16 protein-coding genes are annotated in these 21,679 nt (G+C 50.0%); 7 read left to right on the plus strand and 9 right to left on the minus strand.

Annotated features, from left to right (window positions below; genetic code table 11):
• Window positions 1-16: 16 nt before the first annotated feature.
• Genes MWL85_RS00295 through rsmA form a run of 3 tightly spaced genes read right to left on the minus strand, consistent with a single transcriptional unit; the run spans window position 17 to window position 3,687 of the window.
• Window positions 17-1,546 carry a glycoside hydrolase family 10-like protein gene (locus tag MWL85_RS00295; RefSeq protein ID WP_244400857.1) on the minus strand — a complete coding sequence of 510 codons (1,530 nt, stop codon included), beginning with the start codon at window positions 1,544-1,546 and terminating at the stop codon, window positions 17-19.
• Window positions 1,547-2,911: a magnesium transporter gene (gene mgtE / locus MWL85_RS00300; RefSeq protein WP_244400859.1), complete on the minus strand. Its 1,365-nt coding sequence runs from the start codon at window positions 2,909-2,911 to the stop codon at window positions 1,547-1,549. It lies immediately after the preceding gene.
• Entirely contained in the window at window positions 2,908-3,687 is a 780-nt protein-coding gene (gene rsmA, locus MWL85_RS00305) for a 16S rRNA (adenine(1518)-N(6)/adenine(1519)-N(6))-dimethyltransferase RsmA (protein WP_244400861.1), read from the minus strand. The genes mgtE and rsmA overlap by 4 nt, the downstream gene beginning before the upstream one ends.
• 105 nt (window positions 3,688-3,792) lie before the next feature.
• On the opposite strand from rsmA, the gene MWL85_RS00310 reads away from it, so the two are divergent.
• Genes MWL85_RS00310 through MWL85_RS00325 form a run of 4 tightly spaced genes read left to right on the plus strand, consistent with a single transcriptional unit; the run spans window position 3,793 to window position 7,011 of the window.
• A complete protein-coding gene (locus tag MWL85_RS00310) occupies window positions 3,793-4,785 on the plus strand; it encodes a lysylphosphatidylglycerol synthase transmembrane domain-containing protein (RefSeq protein ID WP_244400863.1) in 993 nt (330 codons plus the stop codon).
• A 4-nt stretch (window positions 4,786-4,789) separates the two neighbouring features.
• Window positions 4,790-5,818 (plus strand): phenylalanine--tRNA ligase subunit alpha, encoded by a 1,029-nt coding sequence (gene pheS / locus MWL85_RS00315; RefSeq protein WP_244400864.1) that lies wholly within the window; start codon window positions 4,790-4,792, stop codon window positions 5,816-5,818.
• Complete coding sequence (gene nth, locus MWL85_RS00320; protein WP_244400866.1) at window positions 5,815-6,471, plus strand: endonuclease III; 657 nt, start codon at window positions 5,815-5,817, stop codon at window positions 6,469-6,471. The genes pheS and nth overlap by 4 nt, the downstream gene beginning before the upstream one ends.
• Before the next feature lie 12 nt (window positions 6,472-6,483).
• Complete coding sequence (locus MWL85_RS00325) at window positions 6,484-7,011, plus strand: GNAT family N-acetyltransferase (protein WP_244400868.1); 528 nt, start codon at window positions 6,484-6,486, stop codon at window positions 7,009-7,011.
• Window positions 7,012-7,622: 611 nt separating this feature from the next.
• On the opposite strand, the gene MWL85_RS00330 is transcribed toward MWL85_RS00325, so the two are convergent.
• Window positions 7,623-9,305, minus strand: a complete 1,683-nt coding sequence (locus MWL85_RS00330; protein WP_244400870.1) for a nucleoside kinase — start codon at window positions 9,303-9,305, stop codon at window positions 7,623-7,625.
• Between the two features lie 80 nt (window positions 9,306-9,385).
• Here MWL85_RS00330 and MWL85_RS00335 point away from each other — a divergent pair, with 80 nt between their 5' ends.
• The 3 genes from MWL85_RS00335 to uvrB all read left to right on the plus strand — a co-directional run bounded on the left by MWL85_RS00335 (window position 9,386) and on the right by uvrB (window position 14,644).
• Window positions 9,386-10,795, plus strand: a complete 1,410-nt coding sequence (locus MWL85_RS00335; protein WP_394802105.1) for a Gfo/Idh/MocA family protein — start codon at window positions 9,386-9,388, stop codon at window positions 10,793-10,795.
• A 216-nt stretch (window positions 10,796-11,011) separates the two neighbouring features.
• Complete coding sequence (locus MWL85_RS00340) at window positions 11,012-12,211, plus strand: OmpA family protein (RefSeq protein WP_021903707.1); 1,200 nt, start codon at window positions 11,012-11,014, stop codon at window positions 12,209-12,211.
• A gap of 303 nt (window positions 12,212-12,514) precedes the next feature.
• Window positions 12,515-14,644 carry an excinuclease ABC subunit UvrB gene (uvrB, locus tag MWL85_RS00345; RefSeq protein WP_244401886.1) on the plus strand — a complete coding sequence of 710 codons (2,130 nt, stop codon included), beginning with the start codon at window positions 12,515-12,517 and terminating at the stop codon, window positions 14,642-14,644.
• 16 nt (window positions 14,645-14,660) lie between these two features.
• On the opposite strand, the gene MWL85_RS00350 is transcribed toward uvrB, so the two are convergent.
• From MWL85_RS00350 to rnr, 5 genes are read right to left on the minus strand one after another with little or no spacing between them, the layout of a single operon-like run.
• A complete protein-coding gene (locus tag MWL85_RS00350) occupies window positions 14,661-15,914 on the minus strand; it encodes a Y-family DNA polymerase (RefSeq protein ID WP_244400872.1) in 1,254 nt (417 codons plus the stop codon).
• Between the two features lie 3 nt (window positions 15,915-15,917).
• Window positions 15,918-16,379 (minus strand): LexA family protein, encoded by a 462-nt coding sequence (locus MWL85_RS00355; protein ID WP_244400873.1) that lies wholly within the window; start codon window positions 16,377-16,379, stop codon window positions 15,918-15,920.
• Window positions 16,376-17,863 (minus strand): lipopolysaccharide biosynthesis protein, encoded by a 1,488-nt coding sequence (locus MWL85_RS00360; RefSeq protein ID WP_244400875.1) that lies wholly within the window; start codon window positions 17,861-17,863, stop codon window positions 16,376-16,378. Before MWL85_RS00360 ends, MWL85_RS00355 begins: the two co-directional genes overlap by 4 nt.
• An 11-nt stretch (window positions 17,864-17,874) precedes the next feature.
• Window positions 17,875-18,960, minus strand: a complete 1,086-nt coding sequence (gene ruvB, locus MWL85_RS00365) for a Holliday junction branch migration DNA helicase RuvB (protein ID WP_018028506.1) — start codon at window positions 18,958-18,960, stop codon at window positions 17,875-17,877.
• Between the two features lie 9 nt (window positions 18,961-18,969).
• The gene (gene rnr / locus MWL85_RS00370; protein WP_244400877.1) at window positions 18,970-21,186 is read right to left on the minus strand and encodes a ribonuclease R; all 2,217 of its coding nucleotides are present in this window, start codon (window positions 21,184-21,186) and stop codon (window positions 18,970-18,972) included.
• Between the last annotated feature and the right edge of the window lie 493 nt (window positions 21,187-21,679).

Raw genomic sequence — 21,679 nt, forward strand, 5'->3', positions numbered from 1 at the left:
AAAGGGGGAAGTAAGGTTAGATTTTGGCTTTGATGCCGTGGGCGATGAGGATCTCGTGATTGTACCGATTGATGCGGGTGATGGTGAAGGCGACTTTGTGTCGACCGTCGATGTGGGGGAGTTGAAAGAAGGGGTCTTGGGTGATAGTAAGTAAGTGCTCACCGCTGATCGCCTTCTGTAGTTTCTCGCCCCGTGGGTGCATATAGACTACAAAGTACTTGGTCTCTAGGCCTGCGGGGTAGGGCATATCAGGCTCCCAATAGAGAGTGGTGAGCCCTTGTTGCTTGATGAGGGAGGTGTCTCGCTCTGGTTCGTCAAATAACCTAAGGTCGGCAGGATAAGGGGTAGGGGGTATGAGGGCTATGGGCTTCCAATAGGTATTGAGCAGCTGCTTATTGATCCCCTTGTAATTGGCAAATAATTCGTCGGCTGGCCAAAGGATGTCGCCCTGAGCCGTCTGAGCGGAGATGTTGAGCTTGGCGTGTAGGTCGTTGGCATCAAGGCTTCGCTTCACGTCTTGCCCTATATAATAGTGTGCGAGGTGTATCTTTTGGCTCCACCAGCGTGCTAGCTCAGTATATTCGGCCGCCTTGTGCCCGATCTCCCAGTAGATTTGTGGCACAATGTAATCGACCCAACCCATAGCGTCCCATAGTAGGATATCGGCATAGAGGTCGTCGTAATTCTGTAGTCCAAAGGTCTCGCTGCCGGAGGGGTGACTCCTTTGGTTACGGTAGATGCCAAAGGGGCTGATGCCTAGGCGGACATAGGGTTTACGGGCTTTTATGGTCCGGTGTAGCTCTTGTATGAGCTGATTGACATTATCGCGTCGCCACTCCTCAATCGCTTTGAAGCCTCGTGGGTTTCGCTCAAAGTCGGCTCTATCGGGGAGCACTTCGCCAGCAATGGGATAGGGGTAGAAGTAGTCGTCGAGGTGGATGGCATCAATATCGTACCGCTCTACAAGGTCATCGACCACTTGCGAGAGGTAGTGAATCACCTCGGGAAGAGCGGGATTGAAAAAGAGCTGTTGGCCGTAGCGGAAAAACCACTCTGGGTGTCTGTAGTAGGGGTGCTGAGGGGCTAGGGTATTACTGATGTTGGTGGCAGCTCGGTAGGGATTGATCCAGGCGTGTAGCTCCATTCCCCGCTTGTGGCACTCCGCCACCATAAAGGCGAGGGGATCCCAAAGTGGCTGTGGGGCTATGCCTTGTTGGCCTGTGAGGGTACGGCTCCAGGGCTCGTAGGGGCTATAAAACCACGCATCGGCCTCCGACCGCACTTGGAAAATAACGGCATTGGCTCCTAACTGCTGTAGGAGGTCGAGCCGCTCTATCAGCTTTGCCTGTATGTATTGAGTGCTTTTTCCTTGGAACTCACCCCGCCACGCATTGGGGATCCAAGCACCTCTAAACTGTCGCTTCTGAGGTTGGTAGACCTGGCTATTGGCCTGCTGGGTATACTCTTTATTGGAGAGTGCTTTCTGTGTTTTACACCCTAAGAGGAGTAGTGGTAGGAGCAGTAGGAGTAGATATAGTCGCTTCATTTACATACCTCCAAAGTAGGAGAATAGGGCGTTGGTGATATTCATATAAATAAACATACCGATCAGGTCGTTCATAATCGTGATGAAAGGACCAGTCGCACGGGCAGGGTCCATCTTGAGTTTATTAAGCCCGAGAGGCACGACCGTGCCAAAGAGATTGGCAAAAAGCACCACCACAAAGATGCTGATTGAGACGGAGGCCATCACCACAATATTCTTGAGGAAAAAGTAATTGTAGATGAAGAGGATAAAGCTGAGGATGCCACCATTCATAATTGCGATAGCGAGCTCCTTGGAGAGAAGTTTGCCGATCCTTTCCGTCTTGAGTGACCCTGCGGCAAGGTCCTGCACGATGATAGCGGAGGACTGCATCCCCACGTTACCCCCCGTACCACCCATTAGTGGAATAAAGAGAGAGACGGCGGGCACGGAGGCAAAGACGGTATCGTAATTGCCGAGGATCATACTATTCAGCACTCCACCAACCATGCCAAGCATCAGCCAAGGGAGGCGGGCTCCTATCTGCCGGGTAACGGTATCGGAGCTCTCTACATCTTGTGAAAGACCGGATGCCAACTGGTAATCCTTTTCATGCAAGTCGCGCATCTCATCGACTACGTCGTCCACGGTAATCACTCCTACCAAGCGACCGATGCTATCAACTACTGGGATCGCCACTAAGTCGTACCGCTCAAAGGCGTGTACCACCTCTTCGGTAGTGTCGTTTTCGTGTAGCATCACAGGGTCGTGCACGATAATATGCTTGATCTTAGAGACATTGGGGCTGGTAAGTACCTTCTTGATAGGGAGGATGCCTTGTAGCCGCTCCTCATCATCCACTACATAGATGTAGTAGACCTCGTCCATCTCCGAGGCTTGCTTGCGGAGCTCCTCCATGCACTGAGGCATAGACCAATTTTCATTGACCACCATCATCTCCTTACGCATGATACCACCGGCGGTATCGTGCTCGTAGCGGAGTAGGTCGATAATCTCACCCGCCTGCTCTATATCATCAACGTGCGAGAGAATCGCTTCCTGCTTATCTTCGTCTAGCTCCTGAAGTAAGTCGGCCGCATCGTCGGTGTCCATATGGGTGACGAAGGTATCGGCGATCTCCTCATCGGAGAGGAGGTTGAGCACCTCTTTTCGCTCATCCTCATCCATCTCCATCAGTGCATCAGCAGCAAGAGACCCTGGAAGCTGTCGGTAAAGGAATAGGGTATCCTCTGCCGGTAGCTCCTCAAGTAGCTCTGCAATATCGGCAGGGTACATCTGAGTTACCAGATCTTTTAACTGCTGCTCGTCTCTATTGGCAATGAGGTCGAGGATTTGCTGCTCCTCTTTCTTATCCATCTCTATCATTGGAGTAGTTGTGCTATATCGTTGGTGAGGGTGATGAAGTCATCTACCGCTAGTTGTTCTGGTCTCTTCTGGAGAATAGGGTGCGACTCGGGCAGTTGCTGCTCACTGAGTAGGGGTTTAAGTGAATTGCGTAGCATCTTACGTCGCTGGTTAAATGCCGTTTTCACCACCTGCTTGAATAATCTCTCGTCGCACCCTAGCTCGGTACGCTGGTTGCGGGTCATTCGGATCACTCCACTCTGTACCTTGGGAGGTGGGTTGAAATTACCTGGGGCAACGCTAAATAGGTACTCTACATCGTACCATGCTTGTAGTAGGACGCTCAGAATGCCGTACTCCTTGCTCCCCGGTCCACTGGCTAGCCGTGCTGCCACCTCCTTTTGGAGCATGCCCGCTGCCGCTGGGATGAGCTCTCTGTATTCAAGCATATGGAAGAAGATCTGGCTGCTAATGTTGTAGGGGTAGTTACCAATGAGCAGAAAGGGGGCACCATCATAGACCGTATCAAGGGGTAGAGTGAGGAAGTCGGCCTCAATGATATGGGGGATGAGTGAGGGAAAGGCTACACGTAGGTAGGCGATTGACTCGGTATCTATCTCTACCACCTTAGTGGCTGGGTACTTGGTGGTGAGGTACTGAGTGAGCACTCCCATCCCTGGACCTACCTCTAATATGGGCAGATTGTACTGCACAAGGGTATCGGCAATTCGCTCCGCAATCTCAAGATTGTGGAGGAAGTGCTGACCCAATGATTTCTTAGCCCGTACCTTTTGCATCTCTGAATATTCTATTTATTGAGGTAGAAATGGTAACTTTGCCAAGTCGTATCTACCTATTTGTGCAAAGATACCAAAAACAGATGAGGAGATGAGGCATTGAAGATGAATAGGAGACTTAAGCGAATACTCAAAGTAGTCCTGCCACTAGCATTCGGACTGCTGATCCTGTGGTTGCTTTATCGCCATATGGATATGCAAGCATTGCTCTCAACACTGAGGAGTGATGCTCGCTTTGGTGTCATCTTCCTTGGCTGTCTCTTCGGTACACTAGGCAATACCATTAGGGGGTTGCGCTGGCAGCTCCTCAATCGCACACTCGATCCCGAGGTGAGCTGTATCAATTCGATTCTCACCACTCATGGCAATTATGGCGTCAGCTTGGCCCTGCCACGTGTGGGGGAAGTTTGGAGAGTGGCTACCATGTCGCACTACTCAGGGATCGGCTTTGGCCGACTCTTAGGAACCCTCTTTGTGGATCGCATCTTTGATGTGATTGTTTTGGTGGTATTGGTGCTACTAGGATTGTTGGTCAACGCTCCTTTCTTTAGTGAGTTCATAACTGCCAATCCCAAAATCGTTGCGTGGTGGGGGCAAGTGGTTACCTCGCCTTGGTTCTATCTGGTGATAGCAATTTTGATTGGCTCGCTGGTGGCTCTTGTGCTGTGGGTAAAGCGGAGTGAGCGAGGTCGACATTTGGTCAAAAGCGTGATAGAGGGGTTGCGAACGCTACAGACGATGTCGCACAAGGGACACTTTTATCTCTACACTGTGGGGATTTGGGCCGGCTACTTCTTGCAGTTTTATATCTGCTTTTGGGCTTTTAGCTTTACCCAAGGGCTAGGTTTTTCTGCTGGTTTGCTGAGCTTTGTGATGGCGAGTGTGGGGGTGTTGGTTCCTACGCAAGGGGGCATGGGTGGCTGGCACTTTATGGTGATATATACGCTGATGGCTTATGGTGTGGAGAGTGCCGATGCGCAGAGCTTTGCACTGATAGTACACACTTGCCAGGCGATCCTATGGACGGGATTCGTAGGCTTGCTATCCATGGCACTATTGCCAGTGGTGAATAGAAATAGAAATATAGTAAATGAATAAAGATATGAAGGATAAGATTCAGAACCTCCTGGAGGAGGTAAAGCAGTTGGTAGCTCCTAAGACAGAAGAGGAGCTGGAGGCGCTTCGCCTCAAGTATCTGAGCAAGAAGGGGCTGATCAATCAGTTGATGGCCGACTTCAAGAGCGTACCTGCTGAGGAGAAGCGGGAGATAGGCAAGGCACTTAATGAGCTGAAGACCAAGGTGACTAGCCAGATTGAGGGATTTAAGGCCGCGATAGAGGCCTCTAAGCATAGCGAGGAGCTACAGAGTATAGACCTCTCTCGTACTGCCTACCCATTGCCACTCGGTACGCGCCACCCTCTGAGCCTAGTGAAGGAGCAGATTATTGATATCTTTAGTCGCTTGGGCTTTAATGTGGCTGAGGGACCAGAGATAGAGGATGATTGGCACGTGTTTGAGAGCCTCAACTTCCCTGAGGATCACCCAGCTAGGGATATGCAGGATACCTTTTTTATCTCTCACCACCCTGAAATTTTGCTCAGGACGCACACCTCGTCGGTGCAGAGCCGTGTGATGGAGCAGACCGAGCCTCCTATCCGTATCATCTGCCCTGGAAGAGTTTATCGTAATGAGGCGATCTCTGCTCGAGCTCACTGCTTCTTCCACCAGATTGAGGCCCTATATGTGGCAGAGAAGGTGAGCTTTGCCGACCTCCGCCAGGTGCTGATGCACTTTGCTAGAGAGATGTTTGGCGAGGAGACCAAGATCCGTTTGCGTCCTAGCTACTTCCCCTTTACCGAGCCTAGTGCCGAGATGGATATCTCATGTAACATCTGTGGCGGTAAAGGGTGTAACCTCTGTAAGGGCTCTGGCTGGGTAGAGATCCTGGGCTGTGGAATGGTGGATAGTGCCGTGCTAGAGTCGTGTGGCATTGATAGCACCAAGTACTCGGGCTACGCACTCGGTATGGGGCTGGAGCGTATCGCCAACCTGAAGTACAGTGTGAGTGACCTACGACTATTCTCGGAGAATGACCTCCGCTTCTTGGAGCAGTTTGAGAGTGCACGATGAAACTTGCTGAGCGGTATCAGGGCGTACTCCAATGGTTTGAGAAAAATATGCCTGTGGCTGAGACGGAGCTGAACTACCGTACCCCTTTTGAATTGTTGGTGGCGGTGGTGCTCTCGGCTCAGTGTACAGATAAGCGGGTGAATCAAGTGACTCCCGCTCTCTTTGAGGCGTATCCCACACCAGAGGCGATGGCGCTGGCAACGGAGGAGGATATTTTCCGCTATATCCGCTCTTGCTCTTACCCCAATAGCAAGGCGAAGCACCTCGCTGGACTTGCCCGTATGCTTACGGAAGAGTTTGGCGGAGTGATTCCCGACGACCCGAAGGAGCTAGTGAAGCTACCTGGGGTGGGGCGGAAAACGGCCAATGTGGTGCTGAGTGTGCTCTTTGATCAGCCTCGTATTGCAGTGGATACGCATGTCTACCGCGTGGCTAGGCGGATAGGACTGGCACCACAGACGGCCAATACGCCACTAAAGGTAGAGACGGTACTCGTGCGTCATATACCTGAGGAACAGCGAGCTATTTCGCACCATTGGCTGATACTACACGGTCGGTACACTTGCCTCGCTCGTGCCCCTAAGTGCGGAAAGTGTGGTTTGGCTCCCTTTTGCCGTTATTATGCTAAGAAGGGGGTACTATTATCTGAATGATTTTGGAAGGTTATGATGAACTTTGAAAAAGTAAGTCCCAATGATAGTAAACTACAGCGGGTGATTGATATTTATATTTCGGCCTTTCCTCAAGAGGAGCGTAGAGAGATAGAGAGTATTGAGTGGCAATTGGAGCACAATGAGTGCTACAATATGTATGCAATATGCCTTGATAAGGAGGTGGTGGGGATGTTTGTTTACTGGGACTTTGGGACGACTGTATATATCGAGTATCTGGCGATGGATGCCAATCTCCGTGGAGGAGGCCTTGGAACCATAGCCCTTACTCAGATGATTGACCTTATTGGTGCGCGTAAGGTGATCTTTGAGGTGGAGCTGCCTGAAAATGAAATTGCTACTCGTAGGATAGACTTCTACAAGCGCTTCAACTTCCACCTTTGGGATCAAATCCCTTATGAGCAACCCCCTTACAGAGCCACCGACAATTGGTTCCCAATGCACTTAATGACCAATGGTGAGGAGCCTAATACCGATGATATTTTGCTCCTTCGTCAAAGGGTGTATAATGTATCTCAGTGACTTTAAACAATAAATCAAATTGTGAGACTGTTGCACGTGAGCGATCTGCTTCGTGCGACAGTCTCTATTTTTATCGTGCGTGCAATATTCTCTAGTTAGTAGAGCAAAAGTTGAGTTGCAACTAAGCATTTGCTTTGTTGCAACTCGCTGTTTGCTTAGTTGCATCTCGGCAATTGCTTAGTTGCAACTCAACTTTTGTCTACTTGGGCTTTCCTTTTTACACTCCCAGAGCTTACGCATTAGAAAGGCCTTATCGTATGATCTTTAGCGTGTTGTCTACGAGAAAGGACCTCGGCAGAGGTCCCTCTTAAATAGGCACAGGTCGGAGGGGTGTTAGCCCCGAACGACCTGTGTATAAGAGCATATTCCTCACCCCCTATGACCCCGGCTGAGGGGTCAGACCTAGGTAAGGTTGTGCGACCCCTCAGCCGGGGTCGTAAGGGTGTTTTGCATGTCGTTAAACACAGGTCTTCGGCACTACGTGCCTCGACCTGTGCCTATTTAACACGGACCCCTCAGCCGGGGTCCTCACCTATAGACACACCTATGAATGCCCTACGGTAAGGCTTTCCTAATGTGTAACCCCTGTTTATAGCCTCTGAAAAAGTCGCTTAGTCACCATAGGTGCTACCACCGAGGAACTCTCGGAGAAGAGAGTTGCGGGGTGTGGACTCCATAGGGAGCGACTCGAAGAGATCTAGGAAGGTGAGAAGGCGACTGGCGGTAGGGTAGGCGGGACTCTTTTCACATACTTGGCGAAGTGCCGATACCGCTTGCTCTTTGAGAGCCGGCATCTCGTACAGAAAGCCACTATTAAACATCACATCGGCATTCTCCTGGTAAGGGAATATCCACTGCTCCTCACCTCGGCGTACCTCTTGCCACCGTAGGATGGTTTCTTCGGCGGAGGTGCCTCTAAACTTCATATCACGAACCATTCTGCGGATAAGTCGATTATCGCTGGTGGAGATCCAGTTGTGGTCGTCAATGGAGAGGGGAGAAAGGGCGGAGACATAGACACGATAGATGGCTTCCTCAGGGATTCCTCGGAGTAGCTCAGGATTGAGTGCGTGGATTCCCTCCATGATTAAGACACCGTGATTGTCTAGCTTCATCTCTTTGCCTGGCAAATATTCGCGCTCGCCCTTAACGAAGTTATAGGTGGGGATATGTACCTTTTCACCCGCCATCAGGAGGGCTACATCTTCTCTCAGCTTGGGGAGGTCTATAGCGTAAAGGCTTTCGTAGTCGTACTTGCCCTCTTCGTCTAGTGGGGTATCGACTCTATTAATATAGTAGTCGTCGAGCGAGATGGCATAGGGCCATGTGAGGTTGGCAATGAGCTGAGTAGAGAGGCGCTTGCTCGTGGTGGTTTTGCCCGATGAGGAGGGTCCTGAGAGTAGTACTACGCGCACGCCCTTTTCGTACCGCTCTGCTATCTCGGAGGCGATGGAGGCAATTTCCTTTTCTTGAAGTGCCTCGGAAAGGGAGATCACTTGGCTCGCTTTGCCTTGGCGAATCAGTTCATTGAGCGGTGCCACATCCTCTACGCCAATCAACTTGAGGAGGGAGAGGTGATCTTTGAATACGCCAAATTGCTTAGGCTGGCGTACCTTGTCGTATAGCTTTTCAGGGGCTAGGTGGTCGGGCATACGTAGTAGGAAACCATCGCGATATTTTTCGAGACCGAAGCCCCACACCATACCTGTGGAGGGCAATACAGGTTCGAATATGTAGTCAATATAGCCATCGAGCTCCTCTAATCTAGCAAAGTGGGTACAATGCGACTCAATGAGTTGGGCGGTGGTTGGTCGGCCCTTCCTTATAAAGTAAGCGATGGCCTCTTCGCTACGTAGGTAGGTGGTATTGATAGGAAGGTCTTGGGCAATGATCTCCTTCATTCTGCTGGCGATGGACTCCAAAAGCTCGTGGGATGGGGGCGTCTCACGGCTTCCCACTACTCCATAGTAGCCATTGGATAGGGCATGCTCTACCACTACCCGTGGGTAGCCAAGCTCCTCCGCTGCTTTGTAGAGGATTAGGGCCACGGTGCTAGTGTAGGTGCGGCGTCCGTAGGGTGTCTCATAGCCTACAAAGTCAACAAAGGAGGGGCGGTGGAGTGGGTGTGAAAGTGGGGTAGGCTTATTATCCACCAGTGCCAGCATGGGAAGTCCCATGGGGCTATTGGGTAGCTCTAGCCCTTCAGCTTCGTATATCTCCATAGGAGTGATGCCAACTGGGTAGACTCTTTGAGCTCCAGTCGCCTGTACTTCTATCTCTATTTCTTTATTCATTTGAACCATTATAATTCCGTAGTATTGATTATTATTGCTATCTTGGCAAATATAGCATTTTATCACTTATACGCTTACTTATGGCTAAGAAACTGATGTTTATAATTGTGCTACCGCTTTTGGTAGTCGCTACCTTTGGGTGTAGACCTTCAGGCAGTAATGATGCATTTCCTGGACTTATCAAGACGGAAGTGCCCCTACGAGCTGAGGGGCAGGAGCATATGGTGGGCTTTTTTGTCCCTGCACTGGATACCGTACGTATAGGAGTTATTGGACTTGGAATGCGTGGTCCAGATGCCGTGGATCGTTTCTGCTATATTCCAGGAGCCAAGGTGGTAGCTCTCTGTGACCTCCATCAAGAGCGTGTGGAGAAAGCCAATGAAATACTCACAAGGCATGAGCTGCCTAAGGCAGCCGAGTACTATGGTAGCGATGATGCTTGGCGTGAGCTGGTGGAGCGAGATGACCTAGACCTTATATATATAGCAACCAATTGGCAAAGTCATGTGCCGATGGCACTCTATGCAATGGAGCAAGGAAAGCATGTGGCGGTAGAAGTCCCTGCAGCCCATTCGCTAGAGGATATATGGGCACTGATCGATACTTCGGAGCGGACGCGTAAGCACTGCATGATGCTGGAGAATTGTGTCTACGACTTCTTTGAGCTCACGGTGCTGAATATGGCTCAGAAGGGGTTGCTCGGAGATATTGTCTATGCTGAGGGTGGGTATATCCACCAGCTGGAGGACTTTTGGAATGCCTACGAGGGGGATTGGCGAATGACCTTCAATAAAACTCACCGTGGCGATATCTACCCTACGCACGGTATGGGGCCTGCTTGCCAGATACTCAATATACATAGAGGGGATAAGATGAATTATCTCGTCTCCATGGATGCTACTCCAAAGAGTATTCCGGAGTGGCTCAAGGCAAATAGAGGCGAGGAGGTGAGTGACTTTCAGAATGGACAGCATACGCTTACTCTGATTCGTACGGAGCTGGGGCGTACTATTGAGATGCACCACGATGTGGCTACACCTAGACCTTATAGCCGCCAGTATAATATCGCAGGTACTAAGGGGTATGCCTCTAAATACCCAATGCCTCTGCTCGCCCTTAAGGGGGAATCGGTAAGTAGCAATCCGATACCTGACCAAGAAAACCTAACGGCACACTCTTGGTTGCCAAAGGAGGTGCAGGATGCGATGATGCAGGAGTATAAGCACCCTATCCACCAAGAGCTAGAGGAGATGGCAAAGGAGATAGGTGGTCATGGAGGTATGGATTTTATTATGGATTATCGCCTAATATATTGTCTTCGCCATGGACTGCCACTGGATATGGACGTTTATGATATGGCAGAGTGGAGTGCCATCTCCCCGCTATCGGCCATATCGCTAGAGCACAATTCTGCCCCTGTAGAGGTCCCCGACTTTACTCGTGGCTACTGGAATATTAAGGAGGGTTATCGCCATGCTTTTGCTGAATGAAGGCTACAAAATGGGTGTAAATAGGGGGATAATGTGAATTACCCTACAATTAACGGCTGTTTTTTGTGTAAATTAAAGAGTTATTGCTATCTTTGTCAGAGAAACACCGTACACAGGTTCGTGTCGGCTCTCCGATAACGCGGTCTGAATAGGACAAGGTATCGGATTATTGAATGAGAATATAAGAGAATTGTACAATTAGAAAGTATTTTTTTTATGAAGACGAAAGTTATCGCACTTGTAGCAGCAAGTGTATTTGCACTAAGTGCTTCAGCACAGGAGGTTCAGACCTCAGCAAACGCAACCAATCTGCCAGGTAAGAATACAGCTTTTCAGCTAAACCCTGGTGACAATTGGTTTATCTCCGCTCGTGGAGGTGCTAACTATGGTGTCTCTTTCTACAATCAAGAGATCAAGGCAAAGGACTTTGCAGAGCGTCTTGGTTATGAGGCAGGTATTGGATTCGGTAAGTGGTATACTCCTTATTTCGCTAGCCGTCTGATGGTAGATTGGGCTTGGGTAAGAGATATGCACCTTGCTAAGACCGACAATACTCACGAGTATATGTTCCATACCCTGACTCCTCACATCGACTTTATGTTTGACCCAGCTAACTACTTCGGTGTGTACAACGCTAACCGTACGGTTCGCTTCGTACCTTACATCGGTGTGGGTGTTATGGCTGCTAGAACAGCTACTAATTGTGATGCGACTAACAAGCAAAAGGAGGATAGCGCAAAGGATTGGCTAAAGCATATCAACTACGCTGTTTCTGGACACGTAGGATTTGACCTAAGCTTCCGCCTTGGCAAGACTGTAGACCTAGTACTCGCTCCTAGCGTAGTATTCTCTAACATCTACCGTCCAATGTATGAGCACTATTACCGTCCAAACAACATGCTTGCTAAGCTAGACCTTGGTCTTAACTTCAACCTTGGCAAGAGCGACTTTGATGTTGTTGAGCCTATGGACTATGCTCTTCTTAACAACCTTCAGAGCGAGATCAACTCTCTACGCTCACAGAATGCTGAGCTAAGCAAGCGTCCAGTACGTTGCCCAGAGTGCCCAGAGGTAGTAGCTACTGAGGCTAAGGTTAAGTCTGAGAACGTAGTTTACTTCCGTATCGGTAGCGCTAGAGTAGATCGCAACCAAAAGATCAACATCTACAACACTGCTGAGTTCGTTAAGAGCAACAACATCCCTGTAACTGTTATCGGTTATGCTGATGCTAAGACTGGTAGCTCTAACTACAACATGACTCTCTCTGAGAAGCGTGCTCGCGAGGTGGCTCGTATCCTTACCGATGAGTATGGTGTGCCATCTAGCCAAATCACTATCGACTACAAGGGTGACACTGTACAGCCTTACGCTGAGAATGCTTGGAACCGTGTAGTTATCATGACTGCTGAGAAGTAAAATTCTCCTACACTTAGATAGTGTAATTTATAAAGGCCTGCTAGGTTTCCCTAGCAGGCCTTTATGATTCTTGTATCCAACCTGTCGCTTTCTCTTCATTTGAGAATGTTGCACGAAGTGCCATTCTCGCACATTTGCTTCAAATGTGCTGAGACTTTGCACGAAGGATGAGATGCAAGGCGCTGAGGATGAGGCTGAAGGGAGCGTACTCACGTACGTGACCTAGGCCGAATTCCGAAAGCAACGCCGCAGATCGCCTTCGTGCAACAGTCTCCATTTATTTAGTACCTTTGTAGAGATATGATGAGCTTTCAATTGGTATCGAAATTCAAGCCAATGGGTGACCAGCCCGAGGCGATCAAGCAACTGACGGAGGGGATTCGTTCGGGACAGGAGAAGCAGACGCTCCTTGGAGTGACTGGTTCGGGTAAGACATTTACCATTGCCAACGTGATCCAAAACCTTGGTATCCCTACACTGGTATTGAGCCACAATAAGACGCTTGCCGCACAGTTGTATGGGGAGTTCAAGAGTTTTTTTCCTCACAATGCTGTGGAGTACTTTGTCAGTTATTACGACTACTATCAGCCAGAGGCCTATCTTCCTAGTACCGATATGTACATTGAGAAGGATATGTCGATCAATGACGAGATAGAGAAGCTCCGACTCAAGACGACTGCCTCGCTCCTCTCAGGACGAAAGGATGTGATTGTGGTGGCGAGTGTGAGTTGTATTTACGGTATGGCCAACCCTCGTGATTACGCGTCGCAACGAATTGACATCAAAGTGGGAGAAGAGATATCAAGAGACGACTTCCTCAGGCAGTTGGTTAATGCTCATTATATTCATGATAGGGCGGAGTTCCGTCCTGGTACCTTCCGAAACCAAGGTGATACGCTAGATATATTCCCAGCGGTAGAGGGGTATGAAGGGATGGCCTATCGTATAGAGTTTTGGGGCGATGAGGTGGAGCGAATCAGCTGTGTAGACCCTAAGGATATGCATGAGCTTTCGGTACTTGATTCGGTGCAAATCTATCCTGCCAATCTATTTGTCACCACTAAGGAGCAGACGGAGCATGCGATAGAGATGATCCGTGCCGACCTGGAGTTGCAGGTTGAGTTCTTCCATAAGCAGGGGAGGTCGGAGGAGGCAACTCGTCTCTATGAGCGGGTGACCAATGATATTACGATGCTGGAAGAGCTCGGTTATTGCAATGGTATTGAGAATTACTCCCGCTACTTCGATGGCCGATCGGCTGGAGAGCGTCCCTACTGTCTGCTTGACTACTTTCCTGATGACTTTTTACTAGTCATTGATGAGAGCCACGTCACTATCCCGCAGGTGAGAGGTATGTATGCTGGCGACCGCTTCCGTAAGACTAATCTTGTTGACTATGGTTTTAGGTTGCCCGCTGCTATTGATAACCGTCCTTTGACCTTTGAAGAGTTCCAAGAGCTCACCCATCGCACCATTTATGTCAGTGCCACGCCAGCTGAGTTTGAGCTGGAGGAGAGTGGAGGAACCATTGTGGAGCAGATCATCCGTCCTACTGGGCTTCCTGATCCAGTCATTGAGGTGCGACCTGAGGAGCATCAGATAGATGACCTAGTGCATGAGATACATCTAAGGATAGAGCGTGATGAGCGGACGTTGGTCACCACACTGACCAAGCGTATGGCGGAGGAGCTATCGGAGCACCTCGCTGAGATGGGCATCCGCACAGAGTATATCCACAGTGAGGTGGTGACGATCCGTAGGGTGGAGATTATGGAGGGGCTTCGCCGGGGCGACTTTGATGTGTTGGTCGGGGTCAACCTACTGCGTGAAGGGTTGGACCTGCCTGAGGTCTCATTGGTGGCTATACTGGATGCCGATAAGGAGGGCTTTCTGCGTAACCATCGTTCGCTTACTCAGACTGCTGGACGTGCGGCTCGCAATGTCAATGGCATGGTGATTATGTATGCCAGTAAGGTGACCCCGAGTATGCAGCTCACCATTGACGAGACTAATCGCAGGCGTCAGAAGCAGTTGGCCTTCAATAAGGAGCATGGCATTGTGCCGAAGCAGATAGTTAAGAAGAGCGCCTCTATCCTAGACCTTACTGGACCAAGTCGTGGTGGCATAGAGAGCAAAGCCACTAAGGAGTACCGTCTTCAGAGCGAGCAGCAGAAGGTGGCAGAGCGAAGCTTTGACTATCTCTCTAAGGAGACTTTGGAGGAGCGTATCTCCGCCACTCGTAAAGCGATGGAAGAGGCGGCACGAGTACTGGACTTTGTCTCTGCCGCTCAGTATAGAGATGAACTCTTTGAGCTACAGGCGATGCTAGGCGACCAGTCGAAAGTCACTGCACAAGAGGCTAAAGCCCAAAAGCGATTAGATGCAGTGGAGCATCAGCGTGCCGCTCATGTCAAGAACCGTAGCAAGAAGTAACCCCTCATCAACTGCCTCACTTTGGTTGAATCTTAAGGATATCCGAGAGCTCTGTAGTATAGTTGGGACTCACATGATTGCGAGTGACCACTTCCTCTAGTGCCTTCGGGTTGCGAGCCGCGATGTAGAGGGCATGGTCGCCATACTTATCCTTGAGCTCCTTGGCAAGAGTGGTCAGTCGTTTCAGCTCCGCCTGTCCTTCCACTTCAAAAGGCAACACCTCCCCTTCATATACCAGTTGCGAGAAGAGCAATCCCGCCTTCTTGTAATTAAATCCTGGGCGAAAAGCCTTTTTAAAGAGTTGGTAGAGGATCGGCGTCAGTTCCGTGAGGTTGTTGGAAGGCAGTGTTAGGTAAGCCTCCACATACTCGTGACGCTGTTGGTCATTGATTCTATAAGCATTAGTATGCAGTACCAGTGCCACCTTAAGTGCTGCCAACTTATTCTCCCTTAGCTTCTCACAGCACTTCTCCCCAAACTCCAGTATGATACTGAAGAGTTGATGCTCGTCGGTCACCAAAGTGCCAAACGAGCGTGACCGAGTGATGCTCTTTGCCTGGTCATTCTTTGCGAAAGGAATACGTGGCTCTCCCTTTAGCTCAAGATAGGTATCTAGCCCTGTGACGGTAAAAGATTGCCGCACCCAGTTGGGATCTTTTCGTACAAATTGATACCCGTTGTAGACGCCATACTGATTGAGACGTGCCGAAATACGCCGACCAATCCCCCAGATATCGCCCACCTCTACCCACTCAAGGGCGGCTCGCCACTTCTCATTATCGTCAATGGCATACACCCCTTTTAGCTGTTCGTTTTTCTTCGCTACCCGATTGGCGAGCTTGGCAAGTGTCTTCGTCTTAGACACCCCCACACAAGTAGGAATCCCCACTCCTTTCAGAATCTTCCGTCGAAGACTCCTAGCCATCGCCATATAGTCGTCGCGAGGGTCGAATTGCACAAAGCACTCATCTATAGAGTAGATCTCCTGAGTCCCTACCTCCTCCCGTACAATCGCCATCACCCGCCTCGAGAGGTCGCCATAGAGTGTGTAATTAGAGCTACACACCTCGATGCCGTATCGCTTCACCTCCTCTTGAATCTGAAAAAGTGGCACCCCCATCGGTATCCCTAGGGCCTTCGCCTCATTTGAGCGAGAGACCACACAGCCATCATTATTGGAGAGCACCACCACCGGACGCCCATTGAGCTGCGGGCGAAAGAGTCGCTCACAGCTCACATAAAAGTTATTGCAGTCAATAAGCCCATACATTGGCTAGCGATGGCGATTTCGTGGGTTGGGCTGATGGATCACATACGTGACCACACCCCAAAGCGTGAAGTGGTCCTCAGACTCCACCTTCATCCGAGGATACTTCGGATTGGCCGAGACAAGATAGAGCTCCCCCTCGGCCGTTTTCTCGACGTACTTAATATTAAACTCCCCATTGATAAAGCAGACCGCTACATCATTGTGATTGAATTCCAGCGAACGATCTACAATAATGATATCCCCCTCATAGATATCGGCATCAATCATAGAGTCCCCGACCACACGGGCCAAGAAGGTGGTATTGGGATGCTTAACCAGCTCGGAAGTAAGGTCAATTGCCTCAAGATTATGATCTTCTGCTGGTGAGGGAAAACCGGCAAATAACCCATCATCAAGGTAGGGAACCTCCAGATAGCTCCCCTCCCGTATAGCGTAGAAGTCAAGCGGTTTAATCTCGTTTTTCATCGTCTTTTAAGTCGTCGAAGTGCAACTCTCAATTCAGGTGCAAAGAAGTAGATAGATAGGATCATAAATAGTAGCAAAAGCCCAGCTCTTAGAGCAAGCTTTAGCCAAAGGCTACTAGGCTCTATCGCCATTCCTCCAAAGTAAAAGGCCATTGCCAACGCAATAATCAGTAGGTTCTTTCCCGTGTCGTAGGGGATCGGATGTAGCTTTCGCCCAAGGATATAAGAGCAAAGAAGCATTACCCCATTGCAGGCAAAGGCACTCCACGCCGCCGCAACAATCCCAAACCGTGGCACCCCCCAGTAGATTACTGCCAGCGTCACCAGCAGACCAATGACCGAAAAGGTCGCACCATAGTGTGTGCGGTCGCTTACCTTGTACCACACCGATAGATTGTAGTAGATACCGAAGAGGATCTCACTTGCCATCACAATCGGCACCACCACCAATCCACTGTAGTAGTCAGGTGCCACAATGTGCTTAAATAGATCAATCCCATACATCACCGTTAGGAAGATCAGCAACGCAAAGAAGATAAAGTAATTCATCGCCACACGGTAAGCATCATTGCCATCTGTCGCCTTCATCTTCGAAAAGACAAAAGGGTCGTAGGCAAACCTAAAGGCTTGAATAAACATCACCATTACCACCGCGATCTTCAGGTTCCCTCCATAGATACCCAGTTGCGCCATCCCCTCCGCACGGTCGGCATAAAGACTAGGAATCAGTATCTGCCCCGCCATTTTATTGAAGATACCTGCCAAGCCGAGCAATACCAGAGGCAGACAGTAGAGAAGCAAAGGCTTCACTAGTGCCCTATCAAAGCCTCTCAAGGCCGGCTTGATGATTGGTAGCATCAATAGAAACTCAATAGTCGAGGCGAGGAGGTTGGAGATAAATATGTACCCCACACCATACCCCTCACGGAATAGCCAGCTAGGCAGCGTCACCCCTTTTGATACCAAGTAGGGGCAAAGGAGGAGGAAAAAGAGATTGAACCCAATGTTGAGGAAGATGAAGAGGAACTTGAAGAAAGCAAACTTCCACGGCCGACGCTCATGCCTCAGGTAGGCAAAAGGAATGGACATCAGTGCGTCCAAAGCCACAATCACCACAAAGATAGCAATGTACTCGGGGTGCGACATATAGCCGAGCCCCTCTGCAATCCTACCGGAGGAGAGAAGCCCCACCAGCAAGAAGAGTGCCACCGACATCCCAACTATCTTGAAGGTAGTTGCATAAACCCGCTTCGGCTCTTCACTCGTATTGATAAACCTAAATAGCCCCGTCTCCATTCCTAGAGTGAGTATCACCAAGATGATACTCACCCATGCATAGAGATTGGTCACAATTCCATACTCAGCACTATCGGCCAGTACTCGGATATAAAATGGTGCCAATAGCCAGTTAAGGAACTTACTGATGATATTGGTCGCACCATAGATAACCGTATCCTTCGCCAACGCCTTTATCCCTGCACTCATCTCACTACGCTTTAGAAGTCTTCAAAGAGGCTTTTGGGGTTGTTGGGGCGCCACTCTTTACCGAGGTGCTCGTAAGCTAGGCGAGTCACCTCACGCCCACGAGGGGTGCGTTTCATAAAGCCCTCCTTGATAAGGAAGGGCTCATAGACATCCTCCACCGTGCCAGGATCCTCTCCAATGGCTGTGGCAATGGTGCCGACCCCTACTGGACCGCCATCAAACTTATCTATGATGACGCCCAAGATCTTATGGTCAATCTGATCCAACCCATGCTTATCTATATTGAGCGCCTCCAGTGCGTAGGTAGCAATCTCGTGGTGAATACGGCCCGAGCCCTTCACCTGTGCAAAGTCACGCACTCGGCGGAGTAGGGCATTGGCAATACGAGGGGTACAACGACTCCTCTGTGCTATTTCCAAGGCTGCCTGATCATCGCAGGCGATGCCAAGGATTTCGGCACTTCGCTTCACAATCCCCGTCAGCGTCTCCGTATCGTAGTACTCGAGGTGCATATTGATTCCAAAGCGAGCCCTTAGCGGGGCAGTCAGTAGTCCACTGCGGGTGGTCGCCCCAATCAGGGTAAAGGGATTGAGGTCTATCTGAATACTCCTTGCCCCCGGCCCCTTATCAATCATAATATCTATCCGATAGTCCTCCATTGCAGAGTAGAGATACTCCTCCACCACAGGCGGCATCCGATGGATCTCATCGATAAATAGTACATCATTTCGTTCCAAAGAGGTCAGCACTCCAGCGAGGTCGCCAGGTTTATCTAGCACCGGCCCAGAGGTCACTTTGATCTGCACCCCCAGTTCATTGGCGATGATTTGCGAAAGGGTGGTCTTTCCCAGTCCGGGAGGGCCGTGGAGCAACACATGGTCCAGCGACTCCCCGCGCAACTTAGCTGCGGCAACGAAAACCTTTAGATTCTCCACCACTGAGGGCTGCCCTTGGAAGTCCTCAAACGTCGCAGGCCGAAGCGCATTGTCCCGATCCTCCTCCTGCTTGATGCTACTCCTCAAAGATTCATCGCCCTGCTCTATGCCACGGATGTCAAACTCTTCTAGCCCCTCTATGATCCTCTCCTCGTCCTTCATCTTGCCACTTTATGAAAGTAATTCAAAGTCCAATTGCCTCTTGTCCAAGTCTGCTCTAGCTACGCGTATTGTGAGTTTATCGCCAAGGGAAAAACGTCGCTTCGTATTGTAGCCAACGAGAGAGTAGGTCTTCTCATCCAGCTCATAATAATCATCGTCAAGGTCACGGATAGGCACCAGCCCCTCCACACCATTGGCGACGAGTTCTACAAAGACGCCAAACTCCTTCACTCCGCTGATCACCCCATCAAAGACCTCTCCGAGGTGGTTTTGCATAAACTCCACCTGCTTGTACTTGATAGAGGTACGCTCCGCCTCAGTGGCTTTGCGCTCCTGCTCCGAATCATACTTACAAATCTCCTCAATATCGGCCCTCTTGAGGCTCTTTCCACCATTCATATAGTGGGTAAGGAGGCGATGCACCATCATATCGGGGTGCCTACGAATTGGACTGGTAAAGTGGGTGTAGTATGGGAAGGCCAAGCCATAGTGACCGATGTTTTCGGTCTGATAAATAGCCTTTGCCATAGTGCGGATCGTCAGCGTCTCTACTAGCTCCGCTTCAGGCTTGTCTTGCACCTTTTTCAGAAGGTCATTAAGGCTACGAGCAATCTGCTCTGGCGTGCCAGTAGGTTTGATCTTGTAGCCCAGACGCCCTACAAACTCTGCCAAGTCGGCTAGCTTCTCAGCATCGGGCGTATCGTGGACACGATAGACGAAGGTAGGACCCTCCTTCCCCTCACCATAAAGTGTGCCGATATGCTTTGCCACCGTACGATTGGCAAGTAGCATAAACTCCTCAATCAGATGATTGGCTGGGATAGGATGCTTGACATAAATCTCCAGAGGCTTCCCTTGGTCATCAATCCTAAAGGCCAATTCCGAACGCTCAAAGGCGATGGCACCTGCCTTCATACGATCCGCACGGAGCTTCTTCGCAAGATTATTGAGGGCTTGAATAGCTGCCGTCTCGGGTTGCTCTGCCCCATCAATCATCGCCTGTGCCTCCTCGTAGGTTAGCCGCTTATCACTGTGAATGATGGTGCGAGTGATCTCATAATCAAGCACCTTCGCCTCGTCATCTAGCTGAAAGATGACCGAGTAGGCGGGGCGATCCACCCCTGGTTTGAGCGAACAGAGGTCGTTGCAAAGACGCTCTGGAAGCATCGGCACCGTGCGATCCACTAGATAGACACTCGTGGCACGCTTTGCCGCCTCCCGATCAATCTCATCATCGGGCAGCACGTAGGCAGTCACATCGGCAATGTGTACCCCTACCTCCCAGCGTCCTTCGCCCACCTTTTCTAGCGAAAGGGCATCATCGAAGTCCTTAGCACTTTCGGGGTCAATCGTTATGGTGAGAGGCTTACGGAAATCTTTGCGGGGGAAGATATCGCTAAAAGCTTTGTTGGCATCCAGTTTCTCACCCGCCAAAGTCACCTCTTCAGGGTATTTGAAAGGCAGACCATACTCAGCCAGGATCGCATGCATCTCGGTATCATTGTCCCCTGGTTTGCCGATCACTGCCTGCACCTCGCCGACTGGGTTCTTAGCACGCTCGGGCCACTCCAGTACCTTCACTACCACCTTATCGCCATCCTGAGCCCCATTCAGTTTGTCACGAGGGATAAAGATGTCATTGGCGAGCTTATTACTCTCGGTGATGAGGAAAGCAACATCGTTGAGGATCGAAATCACCCCCACATAATTGGTGTCGGCACGCTCTAGGATCTCTACAATCTCCCCCTCTGGTTCTTGACCTCTACGGGTGGCAAGGCGGTTCATCACCACCTTGTCGCCATCCATCGCATGCCCAGTGTTTCGCTCAGCCACGCGGATGGGCTCGCCACCATCATCGGGGTAAAACATATTGTGCCCACGTCCAGCTTTACGGCGGAGGATGCCCTCCATCTTTTGCCGTGGTGCTACATAGCGATAGCGGTCGGGTAGGCTGTCCGCCACTAGCACACGCTCCTGTGCCAGCTGTACCATCGCCTCACGCACCATCTCCACTGCTAGGTCGCCCTCGGCACCGACCCCTTCGGCTACTTGCCGGTAGTCCGATGCCTCCCCCTTGCTATTGCGGAAGTACTGAAGCACTAGGCCACGTACTCTCGAAACGCTTCTATCTTTCTTGGGCTTGGTATCTCTCGAAAATCGTGACCTGCCGACTTTCTGTGTACCCTTCCGCCCCCTTCTTTTCTCTACTTTCTTTTTTCTGCCCATATTGTTATCATTCTTTCTGTATCTACAAAGATACCAAAAAAAGAGAGCTTAAGGGAGATAGCCGAACCTCCATTAAGGGGCTATGCGTTGGAGGCGTCAACCGTGGAATTCCTATTTATAGAGACAATACTAGTCTAGAATCCCTTTTTACCTCCACAAAGTACTGCATCTTCTGGAATTCCACACTGAGAAGTAAGGTGGAATACTTGGCTAAAATAAGGGGCGCAGAGGCCCCTTTACAAATACCTGGAATTCAATGTTATACAAAATCGTTTGCCGAGATGCAACTAACCGATTGCTTAGTTGCATCTCAGTTTTTACTCATATATATAGGGTGCTGTAAGAGGTCCCTATTTTCCATCTTTCGTGGTCATATTCCACCTTAAATTGTACCTTTTGTGTGTTAATAACGCAGAAAAAATGCAAAAAAACAACCGAGGTATAAAATATATTGGTATCTTGCGAGCGATTGTGATGGTTTTATCTGTGGACT

The sequence above is a fragment of the Porphyromonas somerae genome (assembly GCF_022845615.1).
GTDB lineage: Bacteria > Bacteroidota > Bacteroidia > Bacteroidales > Porphyromonadaceae > Porphyromonas_A > Porphyromonas_A somerae.